The 24177-nt window shown below is 41.9% G+C and carries 23 protein-coding genes; all 23 read right to left on the bottom strand.

Going from position 1 to position 24177, the window contains the following annotated elements; all coding sequences use genetic code 11:
• Positions 1 to 230: 230 nt before the first annotated feature.
• Entirely contained in the window at positions 231 to 1250 is a 1020-nt protein-coding gene (gene spoIID, locus A6754_RS02500; RefSeq protein WP_066442363.1) for a stage II sporulation protein D, read from the bottom strand.
• A gap of 273 nt (positions 1251 to 1523) precedes the next feature.
• The gene (murA, locus tag A6754_RS02495; protein ID WP_066442362.1) at positions 1524 to 2831 is read right to left on the bottom strand and encodes a UDP-N-acetylglucosamine 1-carboxyvinyltransferase; all 1308 of its coding nucleotides are present in this window, start codon (positions 2829 to 2831) and stop codon (positions 1524 to 1526) included.
• A 33-nt stretch (positions 2832 to 2864) separates the two neighbouring features.
• Positions 2865 to 3614 carry a YwmB family TATA-box binding protein gene (locus A6754_RS02490; protein ID WP_066442361.1) on the bottom strand — a complete coding sequence of 250 codons (750 nt, stop codon included), beginning with the start codon at positions 3612 to 3614 and terminating at the stop codon, positions 2865 to 2867.
• A gap of 230 nt (positions 3615 to 3844) precedes the next feature.
• Positions 3845 to 4105, bottom strand: a complete 261-nt coding sequence (locus A6754_RS02485) for a DUF1146 family protein (RefSeq protein ID WP_066442360.1) — start codon at positions 4103 to 4105, stop codon at positions 3845 to 3847.
• Between the two features lie 355 nt (positions 4106 to 4460).
• Positions 4461 to 4868 carry a F0F1 ATP synthase subunit epsilon gene (locus tag A6754_RS02480; RefSeq protein WP_066442359.1) on the bottom strand — a complete coding sequence of 136 codons (408 nt, stop codon included), beginning with the start codon at positions 4866 to 4868 and terminating at the stop codon, positions 4461 to 4463.
• A gap of 22 nt (positions 4869 to 4890) precedes the next feature.
• Positions 4891 to 6309 (bottom strand): F0F1 ATP synthase subunit beta, encoded by a 1419-nt coding sequence (gene atpD, locus A6754_RS02475; RefSeq protein WP_066442358.1) that lies wholly within the window; start codon positions 6307 to 6309, stop codon positions 4891 to 4893.
• Positions 6310 to 6499: 190 nt separating this feature from the next.
• Complete coding sequence (locus A6754_RS02470; RefSeq protein WP_066442357.1) at positions 6500 to 7357, bottom strand: F0F1 ATP synthase subunit gamma; 858 nt, start codon at positions 7355 to 7357, stop codon at positions 6500 to 6502.
• Positions 7358 to 7454: 97 nt separating this feature from the next.
• Positions 7455 to 8963: a F0F1 ATP synthase subunit alpha gene (gene atpA / locus A6754_RS02465; protein ID WP_066442356.1), complete on the bottom strand. Its 1509-nt coding sequence runs from the start codon at positions 8961 to 8963 to the stop codon at positions 7455 to 7457.
• A 24-nt stretch (positions 8964 to 8987) separates the two neighbouring features.
• A complete protein-coding gene (locus tag A6754_RS02460; protein WP_066442355.1) occupies positions 8988 to 9524 on the bottom strand; it encodes a F0F1 ATP synthase subunit delta in 537 nt (178 codons plus the stop codon).
• Positions 9521 to 10042, bottom strand: a complete 522-nt coding sequence (atpF, locus tag A6754_RS02455) for a F0F1 ATP synthase subunit B (RefSeq protein WP_066442354.1) — start codon at positions 10040 to 10042, stop codon at positions 9521 to 9523. Before atpF ends, A6754_RS02460 begins: the two co-directional genes overlap by 4 nt.
• 154 nt (positions 10043 to 10196) lie before the next feature.
• A complete protein-coding gene (gene atpE / locus A6754_RS02450) occupies positions 10197 to 10409 on the bottom strand; it encodes a F0F1 ATP synthase subunit C (protein WP_066442353.1) in 213 nt (70 codons plus the stop codon).
• Positions 10410 to 10478: 69 nt separating this feature from the next.
• Positions 10479 to 11192, bottom strand: coding sequence for a F0F1 ATP synthase subunit A (gene atpB, locus A6754_RS02445; protein ID WP_066442352.1), 714 nt, complete (start codon positions 11190 to 11192; stop codon positions 10479 to 10481).
• A gap of 5 nt (positions 11193 to 11197) precedes the next feature.
• The gene (locus A6754_RS02440) at positions 11198 to 11587 is read right to left on the bottom strand and encodes an ATP synthase subunit I (RefSeq protein ID WP_066442351.1); all 390 of its coding nucleotides are present in this window, start codon (positions 11585 to 11587) and stop codon (positions 11198 to 11200) included.
• Positions 11588 to 12176: 589 nt separating this feature from the next.
• A complete protein-coding gene (locus A6754_RS02435) occupies positions 12177 to 14429 on the bottom strand; it encodes a S8 family serine peptidase (RefSeq protein ID WP_066442350.1) in 2253 nt (750 codons plus the stop codon).
• A 254-nt stretch (positions 14430 to 14683) separates the two neighbouring features.
• The gene (gene wecB / locus A6754_RS02430) at positions 14684 to 15832 is read right to left on the bottom strand and encodes a non-hydrolyzing UDP-N-acetylglucosamine 2-epimerase (protein WP_066442349.1); all 1149 of its coding nucleotides are present in this window, start codon (positions 15830 to 15832) and stop codon (positions 14684 to 14686) included.
• A 17-nt stretch (positions 15833 to 15849) separates the two neighbouring features.
• Positions 15850 to 16479, bottom strand: a complete 630-nt coding sequence (gene upp, locus A6754_RS02425) for a uracil phosphoribosyltransferase (protein ID WP_066442348.1) — start codon at positions 16477 to 16479, stop codon at positions 15850 to 15852.
• Positions 16480 to 16726: 247 nt separating this feature from the next.
• Positions 16727 to 17989: a group II intron reverse transcriptase/maturase gene (gene ltrA / locus A6754_RS02420; protein WP_066441994.1), complete on the bottom strand. Its 1263-nt coding sequence runs from the start codon at positions 17987 to 17989 to the stop codon at positions 16727 to 16729.
• A 597-nt stretch (positions 17990 to 18586) separates the two neighbouring features.
• Positions 18587 to 19828 (bottom strand): serine hydroxymethyltransferase, encoded by a 1242-nt coding sequence (glyA, locus tag A6754_RS02415; protein ID WP_066442347.1) that lies wholly within the window; start codon positions 19826 to 19828, stop codon positions 18587 to 18589.
• A gap of 606 nt (positions 19829 to 20434) precedes the next feature.
• The gene (locus A6754_RS02410) at positions 20435 to 21007 is read right to left on the bottom strand and encodes a TIGR01440 family protein (RefSeq protein ID WP_066442346.1); all 573 of its coding nucleotides are present in this window, start codon (positions 21005 to 21007) and stop codon (positions 20435 to 20437) included.
• Between the two features lie 27 nt (positions 21008 to 21034).
• Positions 21035 to 21475 (bottom strand): ribose 5-phosphate isomerase B, encoded by a 441-nt coding sequence (gene rpiB / locus A6754_RS02405; protein ID WP_066442345.1) that lies wholly within the window; start codon positions 21473 to 21475, stop codon positions 21035 to 21037.
• Between the two features lie 192 nt (positions 21476 to 21667).
• Entirely contained in the window at positions 21668 to 22966 is a 1299-nt protein-coding gene (locus A6754_RS02400) for a methyl-accepting chemotaxis protein (RefSeq protein ID WP_066442344.1), read from the bottom strand.
• 22 nt (positions 22967 to 22988) lie between these two features.
• A complete protein-coding gene (locus A6754_RS02395) occupies positions 22989 to 23438 on the bottom strand; it encodes a low molecular weight protein arginine phosphatase (protein ID WP_066442343.1) in 450 nt (149 codons plus the stop codon).
• A gap of 113 nt (positions 23439 to 23551) precedes the next feature.
• Complete coding sequence (locus A6754_RS02390) at positions 23552 to 24103, bottom strand: manganese efflux pump MntP (protein ID WP_066442341.1); 552 nt, start codon at positions 24101 to 24103, stop codon at positions 23552 to 23554.
• Positions 24104 to 24177: the final 74 nt, after the last annotated feature.

The raw sequence follows: 24177 nt of genomic DNA, 5'->3' as shown, positions 1-24177 counted from the left end.
TGTCTGGCAAACTCATCCAATGATACCTAGCCTTGTATGAAGTTCGTGTTCCTCAGACCGGAGGTTTGCCGCTCGCTTCCTTCAGATTCCGCGTCGCCGCGGACACCCTTGCGTTAAGCTAACCACTACTACTGCCTTCGTGGCTCGGGACTTGCACCCTATAGATTGCACCCATGCCGGGCGCACCAGCAAGAGCCGCCGAATGCCTTCGGCGGCTCTTTTGTTTCTGTCTATTTTTTCGCCATCACTTTAGCGAGCATCGTATCAGACGTTGAGATCTCGACTCCCTTATAATAATGATTGACGATTTCTTTATATGTTTTTCCTTCTGCAGCCATGCCATTGGCTCCGTATTGGCTCATGCCAACACCATGTCCATAGCCCTTTGTTTGAATGACCACATTATCGCCTTTTCTTTCCCATGTAAAATCGGTTGATCTTAATCCTAGTTTTTCACGGATATCGACACCTTTTAATTCCTTACCATTAATATTCACCTTGGAGACTCTTTTTCCTGCTGTTCGTTCTGTTACACTTCCGATTGCTGGACCTTCCGGCAATGACACGCCCAGCTTTGCTTCAAAATCGGGCACTGCTATGACCAGTTGATCTGTAAACTCTGGTGATTTCTGATCCCATGGGCTCTCAACACTTTTTAAGTAGGGAATGGCATTTGTCCATACCGACTCTGAATTTTCGGTAAAGCCATTGCTCGTTGAAAAGAATTGTGCCTGTATAGGATTCCCTTCATAAGTAAGGATCTGACCTGCTGTAGCACGAACAGCTTCAGTCACCTTCTTAATATTAGAGTCATATTCTTCTTTCCACTGCTTCTTTAGCTCTTCTTTATTTTTATATACCTGATGATCGACCGTATCATACACTTGTGCATCTCCAGGAATATTCAGATCTTGATCCTTCATTAGATGCTGAACAATATAGGTTCGTGCTGTCAGCGCCTGTGCTTTTAAAGCTTCATCTTCAAACTCTGCAGGCATCTCAGCTGATACGACTCCAACTAAATAATCTTCCATTGCCAGGTTTTCAACCTTTTTTGTCGCTGTTCGGAACACAGCCACTTCAATGGCAGGTTCAGTGCCTGCTGGTTCAGCCACTGTTTCTTCCAGTTCTTCATCCAGCTTTCCTGTCTCTTCATTATTTGAAAATGGGATAACCAGAAGAGACGGAACAATGATCGTGACGGCAAAGAGAATCGACGCTAGTAGAATGAATGGTTTGATTTTTGTCATATGTAAGCCTCCGTAGTTTCAGTCTCATTCCATTCATATGGGATTGGACAAGCTAATATGACAAGTATTCGAAGAAATTTTGGGTGGCTGTTTCTGCCGCTGTTTTAAGAGTTTAGCATAACTCTTATAGCTAGAGAGCATTTGGTCACTGACAAGAATGAGTTTAGCTGCCCAAATAAGCAACGGTACAATTATACATAAATAAAAAAACCGCATACCGTTCTGTCCTTACAGACAATTCGGTGTTGCGGTTTTTCAATATATTCCAGTTGATTAAGCGTTTAAATCTGTTACAAACTTTTCAGCTTGCTGCTCTTCAACTTCCGTAATACGTTCAATATCTGCACCTAACGCAGCCAGTTTTTCATGGAAGCTTACATATCCGCGATCAAGATGCTTTAGTTCTGTAACGCGTGTAATTCCATCAGCAACAAGACCTGTTAAAATTAACGCAGCAGCAGCACGAAGATCCGTTGCAGCTACTTCTGCTCCCTGCAGATTAGAAGGACCATTCATGATAACCGAGCGGCCTTCAATTTTAATTTCAGCATTCATGCGGCGGAATTCTTCCACATGCATAAAACGGTTTTCGAACACAGTTTCTGTGATCACACTAGTGCCGTTTGCATGAAGCAATAACGCCATCATTTGTGCTTGCATATCAGTCGGGAATCCAGGATGAGGCATTGTTTTAATATCTACTGCTTTCAGCTTTTCAGGTGCTAATACACGCACACCTTCTGCCTCTTCAATAAATACAACACCCATCTCTTCCATTTTTGCGATTAAGGATGTAGAATGCTCTGGAACTGCTCCTTTAATGAGTACATCTCCACCTGTAATCGCTGCAGCAACCATAAATGTTCCTGCTTCAATGCGATCTGGAATTATGTTGTGGTCTGCTCCGAAAAGCATTTCCACTCCCTCAATGCGGATCGTTCCTGTACCTGCGCCTCTAACTTTTGCTCCCATGCTGTTTAGGAAATTAGCAAGGTCTACAATTTCAGGTTCTTTTGCAACGTTCTCAATAACTGTTGTACCAGTTGCAAGTGTTGCTGCCATCATAATGTTTTCCGTTGCGCCTACGCTTGGGAAATCTAAATATATTTTTGCTCCGCGCAGACGGCCATCTGCTGCTTCTGCTTCAACAAATCCATTTCCAACCTTTACTGTCGCTCCCATTGCTTCGAAGCCCTTTAAATGCTGATCAATTGGGCGAGAGCCGATTGCACAGCCCCCAGGCAATGCCACTCGTGCACGGCCATTTCTAGCAAGAAGCGGTCCCATTACTAATGAAGACGCCCGCATTTTACGAACATATTCAAAAGGTGCTTCTTCTCTTAACTCTCTTGATGCATTAACGATTACTGTATTATTATCAAACTCCACTTCGGCGTTTAAATAGCGTAATACTTCATTAATTGTAAATACATCGGAGAGAGTAGGGACATCACGAATTATGCTTTTTCCATCACTTGCTAACAGTGTAGCAGCGATAACCGGCAAAACAGCATTTTTTGCGCCTTCAACTTTAACAGTTCCGCTTAGCCGATTCCCGCCGCGGACGATGATTTTTTCCAAAGTGTATTCCCCTCCGCGTCCATTATCTCTATATTAATATTCAATCGTAATGATGGGTGTGCCAATAACTATGGTTGTATTAGCGCCCATCCCTTCAGTTCTTAATCCAATTTGTACATTCATTTTCTTTCCGCCAGCTGCAACCGATTCATGGAACATCGGTGAACTAGCAGTTGTAGAAACAAAATTTTCTTCTTCTAACGTTTCAATTTCTTCTGCATCAAATACTTCTAGTAAATGACTTGCAGTATTTGACAAAGACCCATTAATCTTATCATTGAATTCGCCTTTCATACAAGAGAAAATTGTGGTATTTCCGCGAAATAAGTCGGAAAGTCTGCTTTTCAGCTTATTTTCAGCCAACTGCTCTGTATCGCTGTTCCACAAGCTGCCTTTCATCTCATATGTCAAGTAGGATTGGATCTTTCCGCCAGCTTCTGCAGACATCATTTTAATGCTTTCAGCTATGCCTTCATCATCTGTTTTTGAAGCAGTTGCTTCCCATTGATCAGACTCTGACTTTACTGTCCATTCCCAATCAGCATATGCCTTTTTTAGCTGATTTGTGTATCCTTCAGCTTGATCAAGTGTTTCAAAACTTTCCATTTTTTCTCTTGCATGTAAAGACCACTCAGATATGATAATATTCTCGTCTTCCATTACAGAAGCAAACTTTGATAGGTCAAGCTCTTCATATGCTACAATCGTCTTATTCCCAATCGTTAAGCCCATAAAACCAATTACGGTAATAATTGCTAATAAAATCGCTTTTTTATCTTTCATTTTGAATCTCCTCCCCTTAGTATCATTGTTACCAAGGAGAAGCACGACATACTTAAAAACTCTCGTCACTTTTTGACAATCATCCAATATGTACTCATCAAAATCAGAATGTACTCTGTCTTTTGTCCAACTTTGAAAAATGCTTCACAAGAGTATAAAAACGCGTAATATTTTTTCACAACAAGAGAATCATACTGAAAAATGGCATAAAAGAAAACATGCACGAAGACCTATATTTTAGATAAGCCTATTGTTTGTAAAATCAGAGGCAGCTGCTGTGACCATAATAAGTAGTCAAGGAAAAAATTACTAGCAGCAGAACCAATTATGATGGATAAAAGGATATACAGAACTCTTGCCTGTACAACCCGATTTGGCTTTAATAATTGGTCTAGACGAATAGCCTGCAATGCCCACCAGGCAAGGGCAATAAATACAAGATGTGACATGATGCTGATGAGCGCCTGCTGCCCAAAGTCTCCTGTAATCATCCTAACTCCTCCTCCAGTTTAAAGACATCCATAATAGACACTCCAAATCCATCCTATCATTCGACGTATATTCAAGCTAGTAAGTTACACTTTATTTAAAAAAATTTTACATTCATCAATAACTTTCCTTAATGAATGCTTTTAACTGCATTTAAACTTGTATTATTCTTGCACCGAATTGAGCGGTCTGCTGTAAGCTTGCGCTCTATCTGTTCTTGCACTAGGGATTTGAGACAAAAGTGGTTGTTATACATTGAGAGGTTTTTATAACGAATGGATACGGAGTAATGAGCTAAATCAGCAGTATACTAAAAAACACCTCACAGTTAGTTCTGTGAGGTGCCTTTAACATTCATTAAAAATGTCTCTCAGATACGTTAATTCGATTCATGGCACGCTGAAGAGCAAGTTCTGCTCTGCGGAAATCGATATTCTCACGCTTCTGTTGGTGAAGACGTTCTTCAGCTCGAAGTTTTGCACTTTTAGCTCGTTCTACATCGATTTCTTCAGACTGCTCAGCTGATTGCGCCAAGATCGTCACCTTTTCAGGCTTTACTTCAATGAATCCGCCACTAACAGCGACTAAATCCGTTTTTCCGCCGTTTTTTAGACGGACAGCTCCAATTTGTAACGGTGCTACCATTGGAATATGGCCAGGCAAGATCCCGAGCTCACCGCTTGCGGCCTTTGTACTCACCATTTCTACGTCTGATTCATACACCGGGCCGTCGGGAGTAACAATATTGACATTGATTGTCTTCATTTTTTACCCTCCTGGTCCAGATTTAGACCTCTACGCCCATTTTCTTTGCACTTTCGATCACTTCTTCAATTCTTCCTACAAGACGGAAAGCATCTTCTGGTAAGTGATCGTATTTGCCTTCAAGAATTTCCTTGAAGCCTTTTACAGTTTCTTTAACAGGTACATATGATCCCGGCTGGCCAGTAAACTGCTCAGCAACGTGGAAGTTTTGTGATAAGAAGAACTGGATACGGCGAGCACGTGCAACGACTAATTTATCATCGTCAGAAAGCTCGTCCATACCAAGAATCGCAATGATATCTTGAAGTTCTCTGTAACGCTGTAATGTTTGCTGTACTTGACGAGCAATAGAGTAATGCTCTTCCCCTACGATTTCAGGTGATAGAGCACGGGAAGTAGATGCCAACGGATCTACCGCTGGGTAAATTCCCATCTCAGAAAGCTTACGCTCAAGGTTTGTTGTTGCATCTAAGTGAGCAAATGTTGTAGCTGGAGCCGGATCCGTATAGTCATCGGCAGGTACGTAAATTGCTTGGATAGATGTAACAGAACCTACGTTAGTAGATGTGATACGCTCTTGTAGTTTACCCATTTCTGTAGCAAGTGTTGGCTGGTAACCTACCGCTGAAGGCATACGGCCTAATAGGGCAGAAACCTCAGAACCTGCTTGTGTGAAACGGAAGATGTTATCCATGAAGAAAAGAACGTCTTGTCCTTGATCATCACGGAAGAATTCAGCCATTGTCAGACCCGTTAGAGCAACACGCATACGTGCTCCAGGCGGCTCGTTCATTTGTCCGAATACCATCGCTGTTTTCTTAATAACACCAGAATCAGTCATTTCATGGTAAAGGTCATTACCTTCACGTGTACGCTCACCAACACCGGCAAATACAGAGATACCACCGTGCTCTTGTGCGATATTATTAATTAATTCCTGAATTAAAACGGTTTTACCTACTCCGGCACCACCGAATAGACCGATCTTACCACCTTTAATATATGGTGCAAGCAAGTCTACAACTTTAATACCAGTTTCTAAAATTTCTACTTCAGTTGAAAGCTGTTCAAATTTAGGTGCTTCTCTGTGGATTGAGTCACGGCGAATATCGCCAGCAATGACAGGATCCAAGTCAATTGTTTCACCAAGTACGTTAAATACACGCCCAAGTGTAACATCACCTACAGGAACAGAGATTGCTGAACCAGTATCAACAACTTCGCTTCCTCTTGTTAGACCATCAGTTGAAGACATTGCGATTGTACGTACAGTATCGTCACCTAAATGAAGGGCAACTTCAAGGGTTAAGCTGATTCCAGCTCCAGACTCACTCGCTGAATTGGAAATAGTCAAAGCATTATAGATCTCAGGAAGCTGACCGCTTTCGAACTTAACGTCAACAACTGGACCCATAACCTGAAGAACGCGTCCTTTATTCATCTTTTTCCCTCCTACTAGAAAAGCGTAAGCGCCTTTATAGATGCTGAAGCTAATCATTAATTTAATTATACATCTATTTCATAATTTTCTTATTCATAAAAAATGACGCGGGCAGCCGCAAAAACGGCATGCTTTCAAACATAGAAGCCAGAGCAACATCTCCAGCTTCCCCGTTTCATTCGTCATCTCTTTATTCTAATGCAGCTGCTCCGCCAACGATTTCCGTAATTTCCTGGGTAATCGCTGCTTGTCGAGCACGGTTGTATACCAGACTAAGAGAGCTGATCAGATCACTTGCATTATCAGTTGCATTCTTCATAGCTGTCATCCGGGCAGCATGTTCACTTGCTTTGCTGTCCAGCAGTGAGCCATATATGAGGCTTTCAGCATATTGAGGAAGAAGCACTTCCAAGATCTCTTCAGCATTTGGTTCGAATTCATATGAAGTCAAAGTGCCAGTAGATGAGATATCTGTAAGCGGAAGAAGTTTTCTCTCCGTTACATCCTGCTGAATCGCGCTGACATAATGACTGTAGTATAAATTAAGTTCATCAAATGTTTCATCTAAGTACATTCCGACTGTTTTGCTGGCAATATCTTTAATTTCCGTAAATGACGGCTGATCAGATACTGCAACAATATCAAGAATCACATTCATGCCACGCTTCTTGAAGAAATCACGGCCAGTTCTGCCGATTGCGATGATCGCATATTCATCAGTTGATTTATGGCGTTTTTGGATTGTTTGATATACAGTTCGGATAATATTGCTATTGTATGCACCAGCTAAGCCACGATCAGATGTTATTACTAAATAACCAGTTTTCTTAACCGGCCGGCTAGTAAGCATCGGATGATTTGCATCCTGGCTGCCAAGTGCGATTGAGGCAGTAACCTCTTGAATCTTTTCCATGTAAGGAACAAATGACTTAGCATTCATTTCTGCACGGTTCATCTTAGCTGCAGATACCATCTGCATGGCTTTTGTTATTTGACTCGTCTTCTTTGTAGAAGTAATACGAGATTTTATATCGCGTAATGATGCCACAGGTTCTCACCACCCTCATTCAAAGTTTGTTGACTAAAATAGGAGCCTGATAGGATTTTAGGAGAGGCTTCCCTCTCCAATACTCGAAAGACTTCTATTATTCAGATACTGCGAACGTTTTCTTGAAATCATTGATCGCAGCAGCCATATCGTCATCAGAAGGAAGCTCTTTCGTTGTTACGATATGATCAAGCAACTCTTTGCGGTTGTGGTCTAACCATGTTAAATATTCATCTTCGAAGCGGAGGATATCATTTACAGGGATATCATCCAGGAAGCCGCGTGTAAGTGCATAAAGAATCGCAACTTGTTTTTCAACCTTTAAAGGTTTGTTCAAGTCTTGCTTCAACACTTCAACCGTACGAGCACCACGATTTAATTTTGCTTGTGTAGCTTTATCAAGATCAGATCCAAACTGAGCAAATGATTCAAGTTCACGGTAAGAAGCAAGGTCAAGACGCAGAGTACCTGCAACCTTTCTCATTGCTTTGATCTGTGCAGATCCACCTACACGTGATACAGAAAGACCTGCATTAATCGCCGGACGAACACCGGAGAAGAAAAGGTCAGACTGAAGGAAGATTTGTCCATCAGTAATGGAAATAACGTTTGTAGGAATGTAAGCAGATACGTCACCTGCTTGTGTTTCAATAAATGGCAATGCTGTAATAGAACCTGCGCCCTTTGCATCGCTCAATTTAGCTGCACGCTCTAATAGACGGCTATGCAGGTAGAAAACATCCCCTGGATATGCTTCACGGCCCGGAGGACGACGCAATAATAGGGAAAGCTCACGATATGCAGATGCTTGCTTCGTTAAGTCATCATACACAATAAGCACATGCTTGCCGTTATACATGAACTCCTCAGCCATTGATACACCAGCATAAGGTGCTAAATAAAGCAATGGTGCAGGCTGTGAAGCAGATGCAGTAACAACAATTGTATATTCTAAAGCACCATTTTTACGCAATGTTTCAACTGCGTTACGAACTGTAGATTCTTTTTGTCCAATCGCAACATAGATACATACCATATTTTGATCCGCCTGGTTCAAAATAGTATCAATTGCAACGGATGTTTTACCTGTTTGACGGTCACCGATAATAAGCTCACGCTGTCCGCGGCCAATTGGCACAAGAGCATCGATTGCTTTAATACCTGTCTGCAATGGTTCATGAACAGATTTACGATCCATAACACCAGGAGCCGGGCTTTCAATTGGACGTGATTTAGTTGTGTTGATTGGACCCATTCCATCAACAGGCTGTCCAAGAGGATTCACTACGCGGCCAATCAGTTCTTCACCAACCGGTACTTCCATGATGCGGCCTGTGCGGCGCACTTCGCCACCTTCACGGATTTCTGTGAATGGTCCTAAAATGATAATACCAACGTTATTTTCTTCCAGGTTTTGTGCCATACCCATAACGCCGTTTGAAAATTCAACAAGTTCTCCAGCCATGACATTGTCGAGGCCATGAACACGGGCAATACCATCTCCAACAGAGATTACAGTACCCACTTCACTTAATTGAATTTCCGACTGATAGTTTTCAATTTGCTTCTTTATCAGTGCACTGATTTCTTCAGCTTTGATGCTCATGAGTTTCACCCCTATCTACGAATCTTATCCTAACAATTGACGCTCAAGACGATCTAACTTACCGCGCAGGCTTCCATCGAAAATAGTATTCCCAATTCGAAGCTTAATACCGCCCAGTAGGTTAGTGTCTATAATATTGTCAATACGAAGTGATGTTTTTCCAATCTTTGCTGCAAATGTTGCTGATAAAGCTTGTTTTTCAGCGTCAGTCAATGGTCTTGTTGTATAAACCTTTGCTTCAGCAATTCCTCTAGCTTCATTTGCAAGTCCGATAAATTGATCTGCCACTTCAGCAATAATATCCTCGCGGTGGCGTTCAATTAATATCATTAATGTATTTACAACGAAAGCGTTTAACGAAGCAAAAGCATCCTTTACAATCTCTTTCTTCTTTTGAATAGAAATTTTCGGAGATTGAAATAGCATTTGGAATCCTTCGCTATTTTGAATGACATCTTTTACTACGAGTAACTCTTGCTCCATGCTGTCGATCAGCTGGTGTTCTTTGGCAAGGTCAAAAAGAGCAATTGCATAGCGTTTTGAAACCGCAGCGCTCTTCATCGTTTTTCCCCTGCCTCTTTAATATATTCATCAATTAACTGCTGTTGGTCTTCTGCAGTTAATTCTTTTTCGATAACTTTAGACGCAATTAAAACGGAAAGTGATGCTACTTGATCACGAATTGCCGCTACAGCCTGTTCCTTCTGCTGTTCAATTTCGAGTACAGCAGATTCTTTCAGACGCTGTGCTTCTTTTTGTGCCAACTCAGTAATTTCCTGGCCTTGGATGTCTGCTTGTTTCTTTGCATTGTCAATTAATGTTTGTGCTTCTGTACGAGCTTCTGTTAATAACTGACGCTGTTCGTCCAGATACTTTTTCGCCTCAACTCTGCTAGTTTCAGCTGCTGTAATTTCGTTTGCAATGTATTCTTCACGCTGCTGCATCATGCCCATTAATGGACCCCATGCAAACTTTTTTATTAAAAATAGCAATATAATAAATGTGAAGATTGTAAAAATGATATCTCCACCGGTAAATACACCAGAAGATGCCCCTAAGGCAAAACCATTTAATAGCACGGACGAGTTCACTCCCTTCAGAAATCTTCATCTGGAATCTAAGATAGTATCCATATTTCATTCGATAATTGATTCACTAATCCAAATATTAGGCATAAAGGAATGGCGAAGGTTCTTATCGATCGACTTCGCCATTTCTAATTTTATATACCGATTATTGACCCATTACCATAAACGCGATAACAACCGCCATGATTGGAATCGCCTCTACGAAAGCTACCCCGATGAACATTGTAGATTGAAGCATACCACGAGCTTCTGGCTGACGAGCGATTCCTTCCACTGTACGAGAAACGATCATACCGTTACCTAAACCTGCACCTAATGCTGCTAAACCAATTGCGATTGCTGCTGCTATTGCACCCATTTTGTATTTCCTCCTTGAATTGTATATAGTTTATTTTTGTTTTGTTCAATAAGCTGAACATATAATATATTAATGGTCATGATTTACTTTATGAGACATGTAGACCATTGCTAACAGAGTAAAGATAAATGCTTGGATAGAACCGATAAATACGGAGAATCCTTGCCATACTACCGTTAATGGAATTGCTAGTATGGTTCCCCACCAGGTTGAGTATGCGAGGGAAGTAGAGAGTAGAGAAAGTAAAATTTCACCCGCGTAAATATTTCCATATAAACGAAGACCTAGTGTTAATGTGTTTGAAAATTCTTCTACAAGCTTCAGCGGGAACATAAACGCCTTTGGCCTAAAGAAGTCTTTACCATATTCTTTTAACCCTTTCATTTTCACACCATAGTAGTGTGATAGCGCGATCACCATCGCCGCAAGGGTTAATGTTATGATTGGATCAGCGGTAGGTGATTTCCACCATAGTTCATGGTCGAGGACTACAGCGAATGGCAGACCTAACATATTGGAAACGAATATGAACATAATAAGTGTGATTCCTAACACATGGAATCTTCCACCTGTTTTCCAATCCATTGAACTGTTAATAATGTTTTTAACGAAGTCCATAACCCACTCAATGAAATTCTGCTTGCCCGTTGGTTTCATAGAAAGGTTGCGGGTACAGACGTACGCTATAATAAATACGATAATACTAGCTACAGTTATCATGAGTATATTAGATAAATTAAAATGCAAACCCATGATATCTACAGTAGGAGCACCATGATTCAAATTTTTCACCTCTCTCCCTTGCTGAGTGCTGATTGTAATGTCTGGATGGCAAAATCTATCATAATGACAATATAAGCTGTCATTAATCCTATAATTACACTGATAAAATGCACTTGATCAGGATATCTCGTGGCAATCAGCACTGCTAATGCAGCTACTGCCATTCTAGAGATCATTCCGATTGAATACACTTTTCGGCCAGTGGCAACCGCTTCTCCAAATTGATCTATTTTTCTGACCATTGACCATAAAATATACATACTCAAGGCTGTTCCAATGATTAAACCTAAGTATATATGCTGATGTGACGTGAATCCCCAGCCAAGAACATAGATCGCTAGAAGATAAAACATATACTTTCTTTGCCTAATAAACATTAATTTAAATTCTGGCATATCCCTTTTCTCCTGTCTGCCGTAGAGAACCATTTACCAACGGCCGTATTCATCCTCTTATTAATAGTATGTATGGATTTCTTTTTAAAAGAGGGAGAAGTGCCTGCGCCAAAAACAACAAGAAAAGAGCAACAGAAAAAGCGTATTAATTGATCGGATTTATACAGCAGGTTCGAATTCTTCCCTTTCAAAACTACACGATTTTATGTATTAAAAACCAAATGCAAAGGGAGGTTTAAAACCTTAACAACATGCCAATATTGCTTTGTAAACCCTATCAATTATACCCTTTGTAAGCATACAATAGGGGCTTGTCAATGTCAATGCGTTTCAGGTCAAAAAGTTCACAACCTAAACCTGGAAAAATAAGAGTTCACATATTGTTCATATTTTTTCTTTTTTACCTCTTGAAAGCTTTTTACAGCTATGATTCTTATGTAAATTCTGTTTTAAAATGCAGTTTATAAGAGAAGGATTATTGAATAAAACTATTTAAAGAGCGGCTGCTGCTCTTTGGTTTCCAAAAAGAAATCCACTGTCCATTTGCTCTGGATAGTGGATTTCTAAAGATCCGTTAATTGCACAATGGTCAGTTTAGATTCTTGGACTCAGCCTTCTCGTTCTGCTGTGTTAATTCACCATGCGGGCCAACAACTAAATAGGTTTCAATCCAGTCCTCTTTGCCTGATTTTTTTGCAAATATCTTCGTTAAGTAAAGGCCAGTGGCCGGCAGCTTAGATTCTTCAATTTCCTCTTCCAGCTGTCCTTTCTTCACTTTCCGTTTCCAATCAAGAAAACCAATAAATCGAAGACTTTCCGGATCAAACAGAGCGATTCCGAATTCTTCTGCACCGCCAGGAAGATATGCTTCGTAACGGTATACACCAGGTTTATCGCCTTTTCCAATTGCAAAGCCCATCACTCGTGGATAATTAGGTTCCTCTAGTACATATAAGTAAGGAATCTTAATCTTGTCTGCTCCGGCGTTTAACGTTAGGCTTCCATCATATATTTTTTCGGTAAGTTTTCTCGGGTCGGCTGACATTTTGATTTCAACTTTCTTTCTTTTACCTGGTGCGATTTGAAAAGAAAGCGGCAGTTCCCACTGAATCCCTTCAACTTTGTGCGGAATGTTAAATGAATAGGTTTTTTCTGATCTGCCTGTATTCTCTATTTCAATAGATGTTGTATGCATATGCTGCTGATCGGCAAGCTTAAACTTCCCAAACTGCAGAGAACCCGGCATCACCAGCGACTCTGTTTTTAAGGCTTTTTCCAGCTGAATCCTTCCTGCACCTTGTTCGTAAGTTTTGTACGGAAGTCCCGTTGGATTCACAAGCTGTTTCGCCGTATTCATTAAAGCTGACTTAATCTGTTCAGGTCCCCAATCAGGATGGGCCTGTTTTAAAAGTGCACATGCTCCTGCTACATGCGGCGCTGCCATACTCGTTCCCTGAAGCGGGAGATAGCCGCCTGGGATAGTGCTTTTAATTGCTACTCCCGGAGCAACTACATCCGGCTTAATTTCCCATGTAGAAGTCACAGGGCCGCGTGAACTGAAATCAGCTAATAAATCTTTTTCTTCTATTATATTGGTCTGAGCTAACAAGGGGTTGTTTTTCAATTTTTTAATAAGACGGTTTCCATCTTTTTTTGAAAGCGATGCTGCAGGAATATGATGTTTGCCTTCAAGATTTTCTTGGAAATGACCATTTGTATTGTTATAAATCACAACTGCTTCAGCGCCTGCTTCATACGCATTTTGACTTTTTTCCGAAAAAGTCAGCTCGCCTCGTTCAATAAGCACGATTTTCCCCTTCACATTCTTTAAATCCCTTTTTGTGCCGATCCCTCCGTCTGCAAGGGGATATGATTTATCAAGCTTCCATGCAGGAGAACCCTGTAATAGCTGCAGGCGCGTGTTTCTTCCTTCTACTTTTAGATACGGAATCATGAGAGAGGGAGTGGATGCACCTACAGAGATAGCTTTCGCAGCAGTACCTGGCGAACCGACACTCCAAATATTAGGACCCGAATTGCCTGATGATGCGACAGCTGTAATTCCTTCGTCAACCGCCTTATTTAATGCCATGCTAATCGGCAGGTCTGGCCCGTTAACATTGTTGCCTAGTGATAAATTTAATACATCGACCTTATCTTTAATGGCTTCTTCGACCGCTGCAATAACTTGCTCCGTTGTGCCGCTGCCTCCTGGCCCTAATGCACGATAGGCAATAATCGTTGCTTCTGGCGCAACCCCCTTTAATCTGCCGTTCGCAGCGATAATACCCGCAACATGAGTACCATGCAGAGTGGATTTCCCTCCAGCAGCCCTTGTTTCCATCGGATCATCATCCTCGTCAACAACATCATGACCGCCTCCATAATTCCTGGCCAGATCCGGATGATGATAATCAACACCCGTATCAATAATACCTACTTTCACTCCTTTCCCAGTTAACCGATGATCTGCTTCATCAAAATAACCACGGATTAAATCCCCGCCAATCAATTCAATATTATTTTCTGAGTGTACAGTATACGTGTTAACAGAAGAGATAAAGGAAACGGCTGCCTCCTCCTTCAGTTCTTGAATTGCAGATGAATTCCCTTTAACAGAGATTGCGTTTAAGGCAATATGATAAGTACGGCGGACCTCAAGCCCTGCCTCAATGGCACGCTTTTTCACGCTTTGAACATTTTGCCCGTCCTTTAGTACAATGATTGCTACCTCTTCACCGTCCTCTATGCCAGGAATCGGCGGTGTCTCCAGTGGGGTGCTATATGCAGATAAGGGGAAAATAAGGATAAAAACAAGAAACAATAGAAGAAAATATCTCATAGCGATGCACCTCTTTTTACTGCTTAGCGTTTTCTTTTTGAGATGGGAGTATGCATCTTTTGCTGAAATGCCTGATTGGGTGGTGGGAACGTGTAAAAACGGTCCTATTAGGCTGCCTTTTTGATATCTTTAATTTAAGCAAATCCTTAAATTTCATAAGAATTTACAAAAAAAAGCAGTCCAATTCAATAAGAATCAGACTGCTTCTGCTGCTTTACTAACCGAAGTGATACCACGGTAAGGCCAAGTTTATTTTATTGCGGATTATATTCTTCCGGACGGTTTTCCAGCTGTTTAAAATGATAGCGGATTGCCTCGCAAATACGATAAGAAGCATGTCCATCGCCATACGGGTTAACAGCATGAGCCATTTTTTTGTAGGCCTCTTCATCAGTCAATAGTTCCGTTGCCATCTCATAAATTGGCTGTTCTTCAATTCCTGCTAACTTTAATGTGCCTGCTTGGATTCCTTCTGGACGTTCTGTTGTATCACGAAGAACAAGAACCGGTACACCAAGAGAAGGAGCCTCCTCTTGAACACCGCCAGAATCTGTCAAAATTAAATAGGCACGGGAAGCAAAATTATGGAAATCAATCACATCAAGCGGTTCAATTAAGTGAATGCGATCATCATTCCCTAAAATTTCCCCGGCAATTTCCCGAACAGCCGGATTCATATGAACAGGATATACAACTTGAATATCTGACTGCTCGTCTACAAGCCGTTTAATCGCTTTAAACATATTGCGCATCGGCTCACCGAGATTTTCACGGCGGTGTGCCGTTAGTAATACAAGGCGATCAGATCCAACCTTGTCGAGCACTTCATGATGATATTCATCTTTAACTGTTGTTTTCAAAGCATCAATTGCGGTGTTGCCAGTTACAAAAATGCTTTCTTCCTTTTTATTTTCACGAACTAAATTCTGTGATGACTGCAGAGTTGGAGAGAAATGCAGATCAGCCATCACACCTGTAAGCTGACGATTCATTTCTTCCGGGAATGGCGAGTACTTATTCCATGTCCGCAGTCCCGCTTCAACATGTCCTACAGGAATCTGATTGTAAAATGCAGCAAGTCCTGCAATAAATGTCGTTGTTGTATCACCATGCACTAGAACTATGTCAGGCTTAACTTCCTTCATAATAGCATCCAAGCCTTCCAACCCTCTTGTTGTAACATCAATTAGGGTTTGGCGATTCTTCATAATATTTAAATCATGGTCAGGTGTAATTCCAAAGATCGTCAGCACTTGGTCAAGCATTTCACGGTGCTGAGCCGTAACAGTAACAATAGATTCAAATTGCTCAGGATATTTTTGCAGTTCAAGAACAAGCGGCGCCATCTTAATCGCTTCTGGTCTTGTCCCAAAAATCGTCATTACTTTTATTGGACTTTTCATGATCATCTTCTCCTCCCTTATTTTGTGCCAAATAAACGGTCGCCGGCATCGCCAAGACCTGGAACAATATAACCATGGTCATTTAACTTTTCATCAAGTGCAGCAATATAGATATCAACATCCGGATGTGCTTCCTTCACCGCTTCTACCCCTTCTGGAGCAGCAATTAAGCACATAAATTTAATATGTTTACCGCCGCGTTTTTTCAGGGAATTAATCGCTTCAATCGCAGATCCTCCTGTTGCAAGCATCGGATCCACAACGATAAAATCTCTTTCTTCCACATCACTTGGAAGCTTTGCATAATATTCAACCGGCATTAATGTTTCAGGATCACGATAAAGTCCGATATGCCCAACCTTTGCAGCCGGGATCAGCTTCAGAATTCCATCTACCATTCCAATGCCCGCACGCAAAATCGGAATGATCCCCAATTTTTTACCGGAAAGCACTTTTGACTTCGTGGATTTTACTGGTGTTTCAATTTCGATTTCTTCCAAAGGCATGTCTCTCGTTATTTCAAATGCCATTAACGTCGCAACCTCATCAACAAGCTCCCTAAATTCTTTTGTACCCGTATTCTTTTCACGTATGTATGTTAGTTTATGCTGAATTAATGGATGATCAAATACATATACCTTTGCCATCGAAATCTCTCCTTTTTTGTTTAAAATGGTTCTGTTTGCACTTCGTCTAATTTTACAGAAAAATAAATACGAGGGCAACTATCAAAGCAAATTGTTAAGGAAGTGTCATGAAAGTAAGAATATAAGTGAAGGAAGACGCACAACTGATGTCTGTTTCTCAGCAGCAATTGAGATAGGGGGAGGCGATTAACCTCCATTTATCCCTCTCACACCACCGTACGTACGGTTCCGTATACGGCGGTTCCGATTAAGTCGAACGCTGTAAGTCATATCTAGCAGAAATACTTTTTAACCCAAGGGAAAGCCAGTAGGCTTTCCCTAATGTTTTATGAAGAATTGGACTTTTGGATATCCTCCAATAAGCCTTTCTTGTATTTCCCCATTCATATGCTTTCCCTTTCGAAACACCTAGTTTAATAAGTTTCTTGACCTTCGTTTGGGGAAGTTTCCATTCCTTCCATCGAATCATTCTTAACCTTCGATTAAGCCATCCTTCGAGTTTTGCGATTACTGAACGGGTATCTGCTAAATGATAATAATTAACCCATCCCACTAGATATTGGTTAAGGTTATGAATCCTATCTTCCATGGCAATTGACCTTCGTCTGCTTGTAAGCTTTCTTATTTTATCTTTAAACCGTTTAACTGATTGGGGAGATATTCTCACCTTCGGTTTTAGATTACTTGTAAAACTGAACCCAAGAAATTTCCTTTTCCAAGGGCGGTCTACAGCACTTTTATCCTTGTTAACCTTCAGTTTAAGATTCCTCTCGATAAAATGGGTCATTGCCTTCATAACTCTTTCTCCAGCTCTTTTAGATTTCACATAGATATTACAATCATCGGCGTAGCGGACAAAGCGATGTCCTCTGCGCTCCAGTTCTTTATCCAGTTCATCCAACACAATATTCGAAAGTAAAGGGCTTAAAGGTCCACCTTGCGGTGTCCCCTCAAGGTTAGGACTGACAAGTCCGCCTTCCATAACACCAGAGGTTAAGAACCGTCTTATTAGTTTGAGGAGAGTACTATCCTTTATCCTCATGGCTAATTTACTCATTAATCTATCGTGGTTAACCTTGTCAAAGAACTTTTCAAGGTCAATGTCGACTACCCATCGATAACCCTCTTCTATATAGCTTTGGGCTAATTTAACAGCCTGGTGCGCTCGCCTGTTAGGGCGAAAGCCGAAGCTACATTCAGAGAAACTAGGGTCATACATTCTGGTAAGCACTTGGGTGATTGCTTGTTGAATGAAACGGTCTGTCACGGTTGGGATTCCCAGTTTCCTCTTCCCTTTGCCGTCTGGTTTCGGGATTTCGACTCGACGGACGGGGGATGGGATATAGGTTCCCTCGAAGAGGGATTTTCGCAGTTCGCTCCAGTTGAGCATAATATGTCCACGAAGAGCAGTGACGGGCATTTCGTCCACTCCATGTTTTCCCTTATTCTTTTCTACTCTTTTAATCGCATTAAGTAGGTTTTCCCGTGACATGATTCGTTCCATTAACATTGATATAACCTCCCGCGTAAATAGGTGTTCTGTTTGTGTCCTTTTCATTCTCCACCCTGTTTAATGACCCCCGCGGATTCACCGTTTCTTTCATTAAACAGGTACTATGTTTTCTGTTTCATCGAATGGAAAGATACGCCTAGTTCCTATTTTCCATAACCGGTTCAGCCCTTCCTTATCCTCTTAAGCGAATAAGTACTATGGCTTCTGCTGACGCCTGTCGTTCAACTTATCCTCACGGATAGGCTTACCGCATGAGTACGGCATATCGACAGGTTCTCCCCGGGTAAGAGTACAGACTTTCCTTCCATGTCTCCGCCTCATTTACTATGTGACACCTTTGGCAGTATGGACTTTGTCTTGTATTGCAGACTCACCCAATGTCATCTAGCCTCATATGAGATTCGTGTTCCTCAGAGCGGAAGTTTGCCGCCGACTTCCTTCAGATAGGAGGGTCACCCCGCATATCCTTGTCTTAAGCTACGGCTACTACTGCCTTCGCCGTTCGGGACTCGCACCCTAGAGCCTGCACCCATGCCGGGCACACAATAAAATCCCGGCCAGATGAATCTGACCGGGATTTCGATTTATTTTCTATTATCTCTCAGGATAAAGTGTAAATTGGCTTGTTAAAGCTTCTACACGCTGTTTTGCTTCTGAAAGCTTTTCTTCATTTTCATGATTTTTCAGCGTTAATGCAATAATAGAAGCAATTTCATCCATTTCTTTTTCACCAAAACCGCGTGATGTAACAGCAGCCGTTCCAATACGAACACCGCTAGTGACAAACGGGCTTTGCGGATCAAATGGAATTGTGTTTTTATTGACGGTAATACCGATCTCATCCAAGACTTTTTCCGCTACTTTTCCAGTTAAATCTAAAGAGCGCAAATCAATAAGTAAAAGGTGATTATCAGTTCCGCCAGAAACTAGGTTGATTTCTTCTTTCGCAAGTGCCGCCGCAAGACGCTGAGCATTTTGAATAATGCTGCCCGCGTAGTCCTTGAAGCTTTCCTGCAGCGCCTCACCAAAGGCAACTGCTTTAGCAGCAATCACATGCATAAGGGGTCCGCCTTGAAGACCAGGGAAGATGGATTTATCAATCTTTTTAGCAAACTCTTCTTTGCAAAGAATCATGCCGCCGCGCGGTCCGCGTAATGTTTTATGTGTTGTTGTTGTGACAAAGTCAGCATAAGGCACTGGATTTTCGTGAAGGCCCGCAGCAACTAAACCTGCGATATGAGCCATGTCTACCATTAGATAAGCGCCCACTTCATCAGCAATTTCACGGAATCGCTTGAAGTCGATCGCACGAGGATATGCACTTGCACCCGCAACAATCAGCTTCGGCTTATGCTCACGCGCTTTTTCAAGGACATCATCATAGTTAATGTATTGCGTTTGCTCATCAACACCATATTCAACAAAGTTATATTGAATTCCACTGAAGTTTACTGGACTTCCATGTGTTAAATGTCCGCCATGTGAAAGATTCATACCAAGAACGGTATCACCATGCTGAAGTACTGTATAATAAACAGCCATGTTTGCCTGTGCACCAGAATGCGGCTGCACATTGGCATGCTCCGCTCCGAAAATTTGCTTCGCGCGGTCACGGGCAAGATCCTCAGCTACATCCACATGCTCACAGCCGCCATAATATCGGCGTCCCGGGTAGCCTTCTGCGTATTTATTGGTCAGTACAGAGCCCTGTGCTTCCATTACGGCTTCGCTGACAAAGTTTTCGGACGCAATTAACTCAATTTTTGTTCTCTGTCTCTTAAGCTCATCTTGAATCGACTGAAAAACCTGCTCATCCTGCTGTGCTAAATGCTTCATTTATAATCCTCCCCTTGTCCAACAGCTTATTATCGCGTTCTTCACAAACAGACTTATTCATAAAAAGGCAAGTCATCCCGCCGTGAGGCCATGAAAACCTTGTTCTGCTTGTTAAAACGCATCCTATGTACCAAAAATCTCTTTCATTTTAACATGTTTTTCTGTTTTAATCTTTAAAAAATACGAATCATTTCTGGGGCTATCGTCTATTCGGGGAGCAACCTGTTTTCCAGGAGGATGTGCCACTTATAAGATGATTGAAGCAATGATTGGGGCTGTTTCAAGCATTGCGGCTGATGTGACTGTCTGCCCAAAGGGGCGCAGGCTAGATATTCGCCGTTAAATGGGTTTTTTCGCCGTTATTACGTTTTTTTCGCCGTAAAATGGGTTTTTTCGCCGTTATTACGTTTTTTTCGCCGTCAAATAGTTTTATTCGCCGTTATTATGTTTTATTCGCCGTTAAATAGGTTTTTTCGCCGTTATTACGTTTTTTTCGCCGTAAAATGGGTTTTTTCGCCGTTATTACATTTTTTTCGCCGTAATAGAAATATATTCGCCAACCAAGCCTAACTTCAGCTCATAAAAAAACCTTTGCATACGCAAAGGTTAGCATGATTCATTTTCTGTCTTTTTTTCATAGACAGCTCGTACTCCGCCGATTAATTTAGGCCGTGTTGTTGCCAGTGTGACATGTGCTGCACCAACATTTTTCTGCATGGTTCGAATAGGAACCGCTACATGTTTTAAATGCATGCCAATGAATGTGTCACCTATGTCAATGCCTGCATCAGCTTTTATATGTTCCACAACTACAGGGTCGTTCATTGAGCCGTAAGCATAGGTCGCCATGGCACCTCCAGCTGTTCGAACGGGAACGACGCTGACTTCTTCCCACCCTTTAAACTCAGCAGCCTGCCTCTCGATCACAATTGCCCGGTTCAAGTGTTCACAGCATTGAAATGCCAGGGAAGCTCCCGTCTCACTGATCAATTTCTGCAGTGAATGATAAATCATCTCTGCCACCTGCTCTGTTCCAGCCGTACCGATCCTGCTTCCAGCAACCTCACTTGTGCTGCAGCCGATGACAACCACACTTTTTTCATTTAGAGAAACTGTTTGTAAAAATTGCTCAACAATCTCATCGAGCTCTTTTTTCCATGTCTGCAATTCTTCCGCCATTGTCTTCACACTCCTGAGACAGGTAGATTATTTATTTTCATAAGCCGTAACTTTGCCTACGCGTGTTTCATGACGGCCGCCTTCAAAATCTGTACCAAGCCAGATGCTTGCGATTTCCCGTGCAAGACCAGGTCCGATTACACGCTCGCCCATTGCCAGCATATTACTGTCATTATGTGCCCGCGTCGCTTTTGCACTAAACGTATCGTGTACAAGCGCACAGCGAATGCCTTTCACCTTATTAGCTGCAATACTCATGCCAATGCCTGTCCCGCATATTAAGATGCCGCGGTCAAATTCTCCGCTGGCTACCTTTTCAGCAACTGGCAAAGCATAATCCGGATAGTCAACAGATGTATCACACTCACAGCCAAAATCTTCATACTGTATACCCATTTCATCCATTAAGTTTTTTATTTCTTCTCTAATGTTAATTCCGCCGTGATCTGATGCAATCGCTACCTTCATGTTAACAGCCTCCTCTATTTTCTACTCTTATTTTTACATAAAAGCGCTTAATTATAAAGTTTAGAATCGGGGCGTGGTTCAGGGTGCATATGGGGCGTTTTCGGGGCGTCACTGTGACGCCCCGAAACGCCCCGAAATGTGTCGAATCCCGCACCCAATCTCCCACTCCACAAAAAAAGAGCCCGCAGGCCCTTATGAAGTATGAAATCTGGTGATGGTGTTTTTAAGTTTTTCTGCTTGTGTTTTTAGTTCGTTGGCAAGGACTTCAACGTTTTCAATGACGTTCGTTTGCTGTTGAGAAGAAGCCGCCACTTCTTCTGCACCGGCAGAGGTTTCTTCTGCGATGGCTGCAACTTCTTGGGATTGCTGAGATGTGTGATGAATGCTCTCCATCTGTTGGCCAACGAGTCCTGTAATTTCAGAAACAGATTCAGCCATTTCATTGACCGTTTTCGTCATTTCTTCGATCACTGCATTTGTTTCAGTACCTTTTTTCGCTTCCATATTCGCCGATTGAACTTGCTGACTGATTTGACTTACAACATTTTTTACTTCTTGCTGGATGTTTTTAATCAATTCGGAAATGCCCTGCACTGCCGTCGCACTTTCATCCGCAAGCTTGCGCACTTCATCCGCAACAACTGCAAAACCTTTCCCGTGCTCGCCCGCACGCGCCGCCTCAATGGAAGCATTTAATGCAAGGAGATTGGTTTGAGCTGCAATATCGCCAACAAGCTTGATAATCTGTTCGACCTTGGAGGCATTGTCTTCTAATCTCTTAACCGTCTCTAATGACTGTTCATTTCCAGCTGCAAGCTTTTCAATTCCAGAGATCAAAGAATGAATCACCTTCTTGGAATCAACAAGGTCATCGATTAACTCCTTTGAAACGCTTTCAGAATCTATCGCTTTTTTCTGTACAATTTGGGCAATCTGTATAACACTCTCCACTGACTCAGCCGTTGACTGAATAGAAACTGCAGAATGATCTGCACCCGCTGAAATTTCTGCAATTGTTCTGGAAATGACCTCTGCCTGCTCAGCTGCTGCTGTTGATTCGCGTGAAATAGAGATTACCTTATCATTGGTTTCTTGAAAATTCTCTTCTATTTTCTGAACCATATCCTTCAAGTTGTAGAGCATGTGATTAAAAGCTAATCCTAATGAACGGATTTCATCATCAGACTTAGATAGCTCCACTTCCGCATTGATATCGCCATGTGCTGCTTTTAAAGCCGTTTTTTCCAGCTTTTTCAGCGGGTTAATGAGAAATCCAGCTGCAAAATAAGCCAGAATACCAGACCAGATTGCACCGAGGCTCAGCGTAATAATCGTAAAAATAACTTGTCCAACTGGAACTAGATCTTTAATAAACGGATAAACCACATATAAAAACAAGGCGCTTGTCGTGTATGTAATAATGGCCAGAGTCATTATAAATACAACAAGCTTTTTGCGCAGACCAAACTTATACTTCGTTTTCTCTTCCATAACTTCCCCCTGCAAAGCCGATTTAGTTGCGTTCCTGCTTTTTCCAAGATTTCTCTACCTGATCAATAGTTTCTTTTAAATCATTGAAGGTGGCTCTGTAAATCTCAAGAGATCCTCCGTAAGGGTCAATAATATCTATTGCTGCATCCCCTGCAAATTCCTTCAGCGTAAAAACCTTTCCTTCAACCCCATTAAAACGGTCTAAAATGAGCCGCTTATGATCAGAAGTCATGGTAAACACATAATCGGACCACTGCAGAAGCTCAGCTGTTAATGGTGATGATTCATGGTTAAATGGAATGCCCTGCTCTTGCAGAACTTGCTGCGCATGCAGGGAGGCTTTGTTTCCAGCACCTGCATAAACACCAGCAGATTTCACCTGGAGCCCAGGAATCCCTTTGCTTTTTAAAATGGCTTCAGCCATCGGGCTTCTACAAGTATTGCCTGTACAAACAAATAGTATATTCTTCATATTTGCTGCCCCCTCTATTACATTATAAGACAAAACACCTAAATCCCATAGACTAGATTGCAAAAAAAAGAGAGAAAAGTCACACCTTCTCCCCCAACTTTTTCTATATATTTTTACATAAACAGCAATTTAATACCAAAGGCAAGCAAGATCGCTCCACCTAGAGTTACACTGTATGAGCCCAGCCAGCCTTGCACTTTCCGGCCAATAAAAAGTCCGACCCATGTTAAAATAGCTGTTGCAGCGCCGAACATAGTTAAAACTACCGCTGTTTTAGCTCCGAATATTCCCAGCGATAAGCCGACTGAAAAACTATCCAGACTCACACTCACCGCGAATAATAGCAAGCCAAATCCTACAGGTGAAATTAAGCTGTTTTCTTCCTTTTTAAAGCTTGATAACACCATTTGAATTCCGAGTAAAATCAGCAACCCGCCGCCAATATAAGCGGCAATTTCCCCAAACTTGTCCGACAGGAACCTGCCGGTGATCATGCCTAGCATCGGCATGAGGACGTGGAACAGTCCCACGGTCAGTCCAATCTTCACAATTTGCCGCAAACGAAGCTTAAACATTCCCATTCCCAATCCTATTGAGAAGGCATCCATTCCCAGCGCGAATGCCATTAAGCCGATTGTGAGTAATTCGCCAAATATTTCTGCCATGTTGTATATCGCCCCCTTGGACTTGCTAATTCAAGATATGCAAGTCCAAAGTCATTTAGACGATGTTTTTCACA

Origin of the sequence: Cytobacillus gottheilii (genome assembly GCF_001636345.1) — a bacterium.
GTDB classification, from domain to species: Bacteria; Bacillota; Bacilli; order Bacillales; family Cytobacillaceae; genus Cytobacillus; species Cytobacillus gottheilii.
Note: the sequence above shows the minus strand (reverse complement) of the source record. Positions and strands in the feature narration are given on the sequence as shown.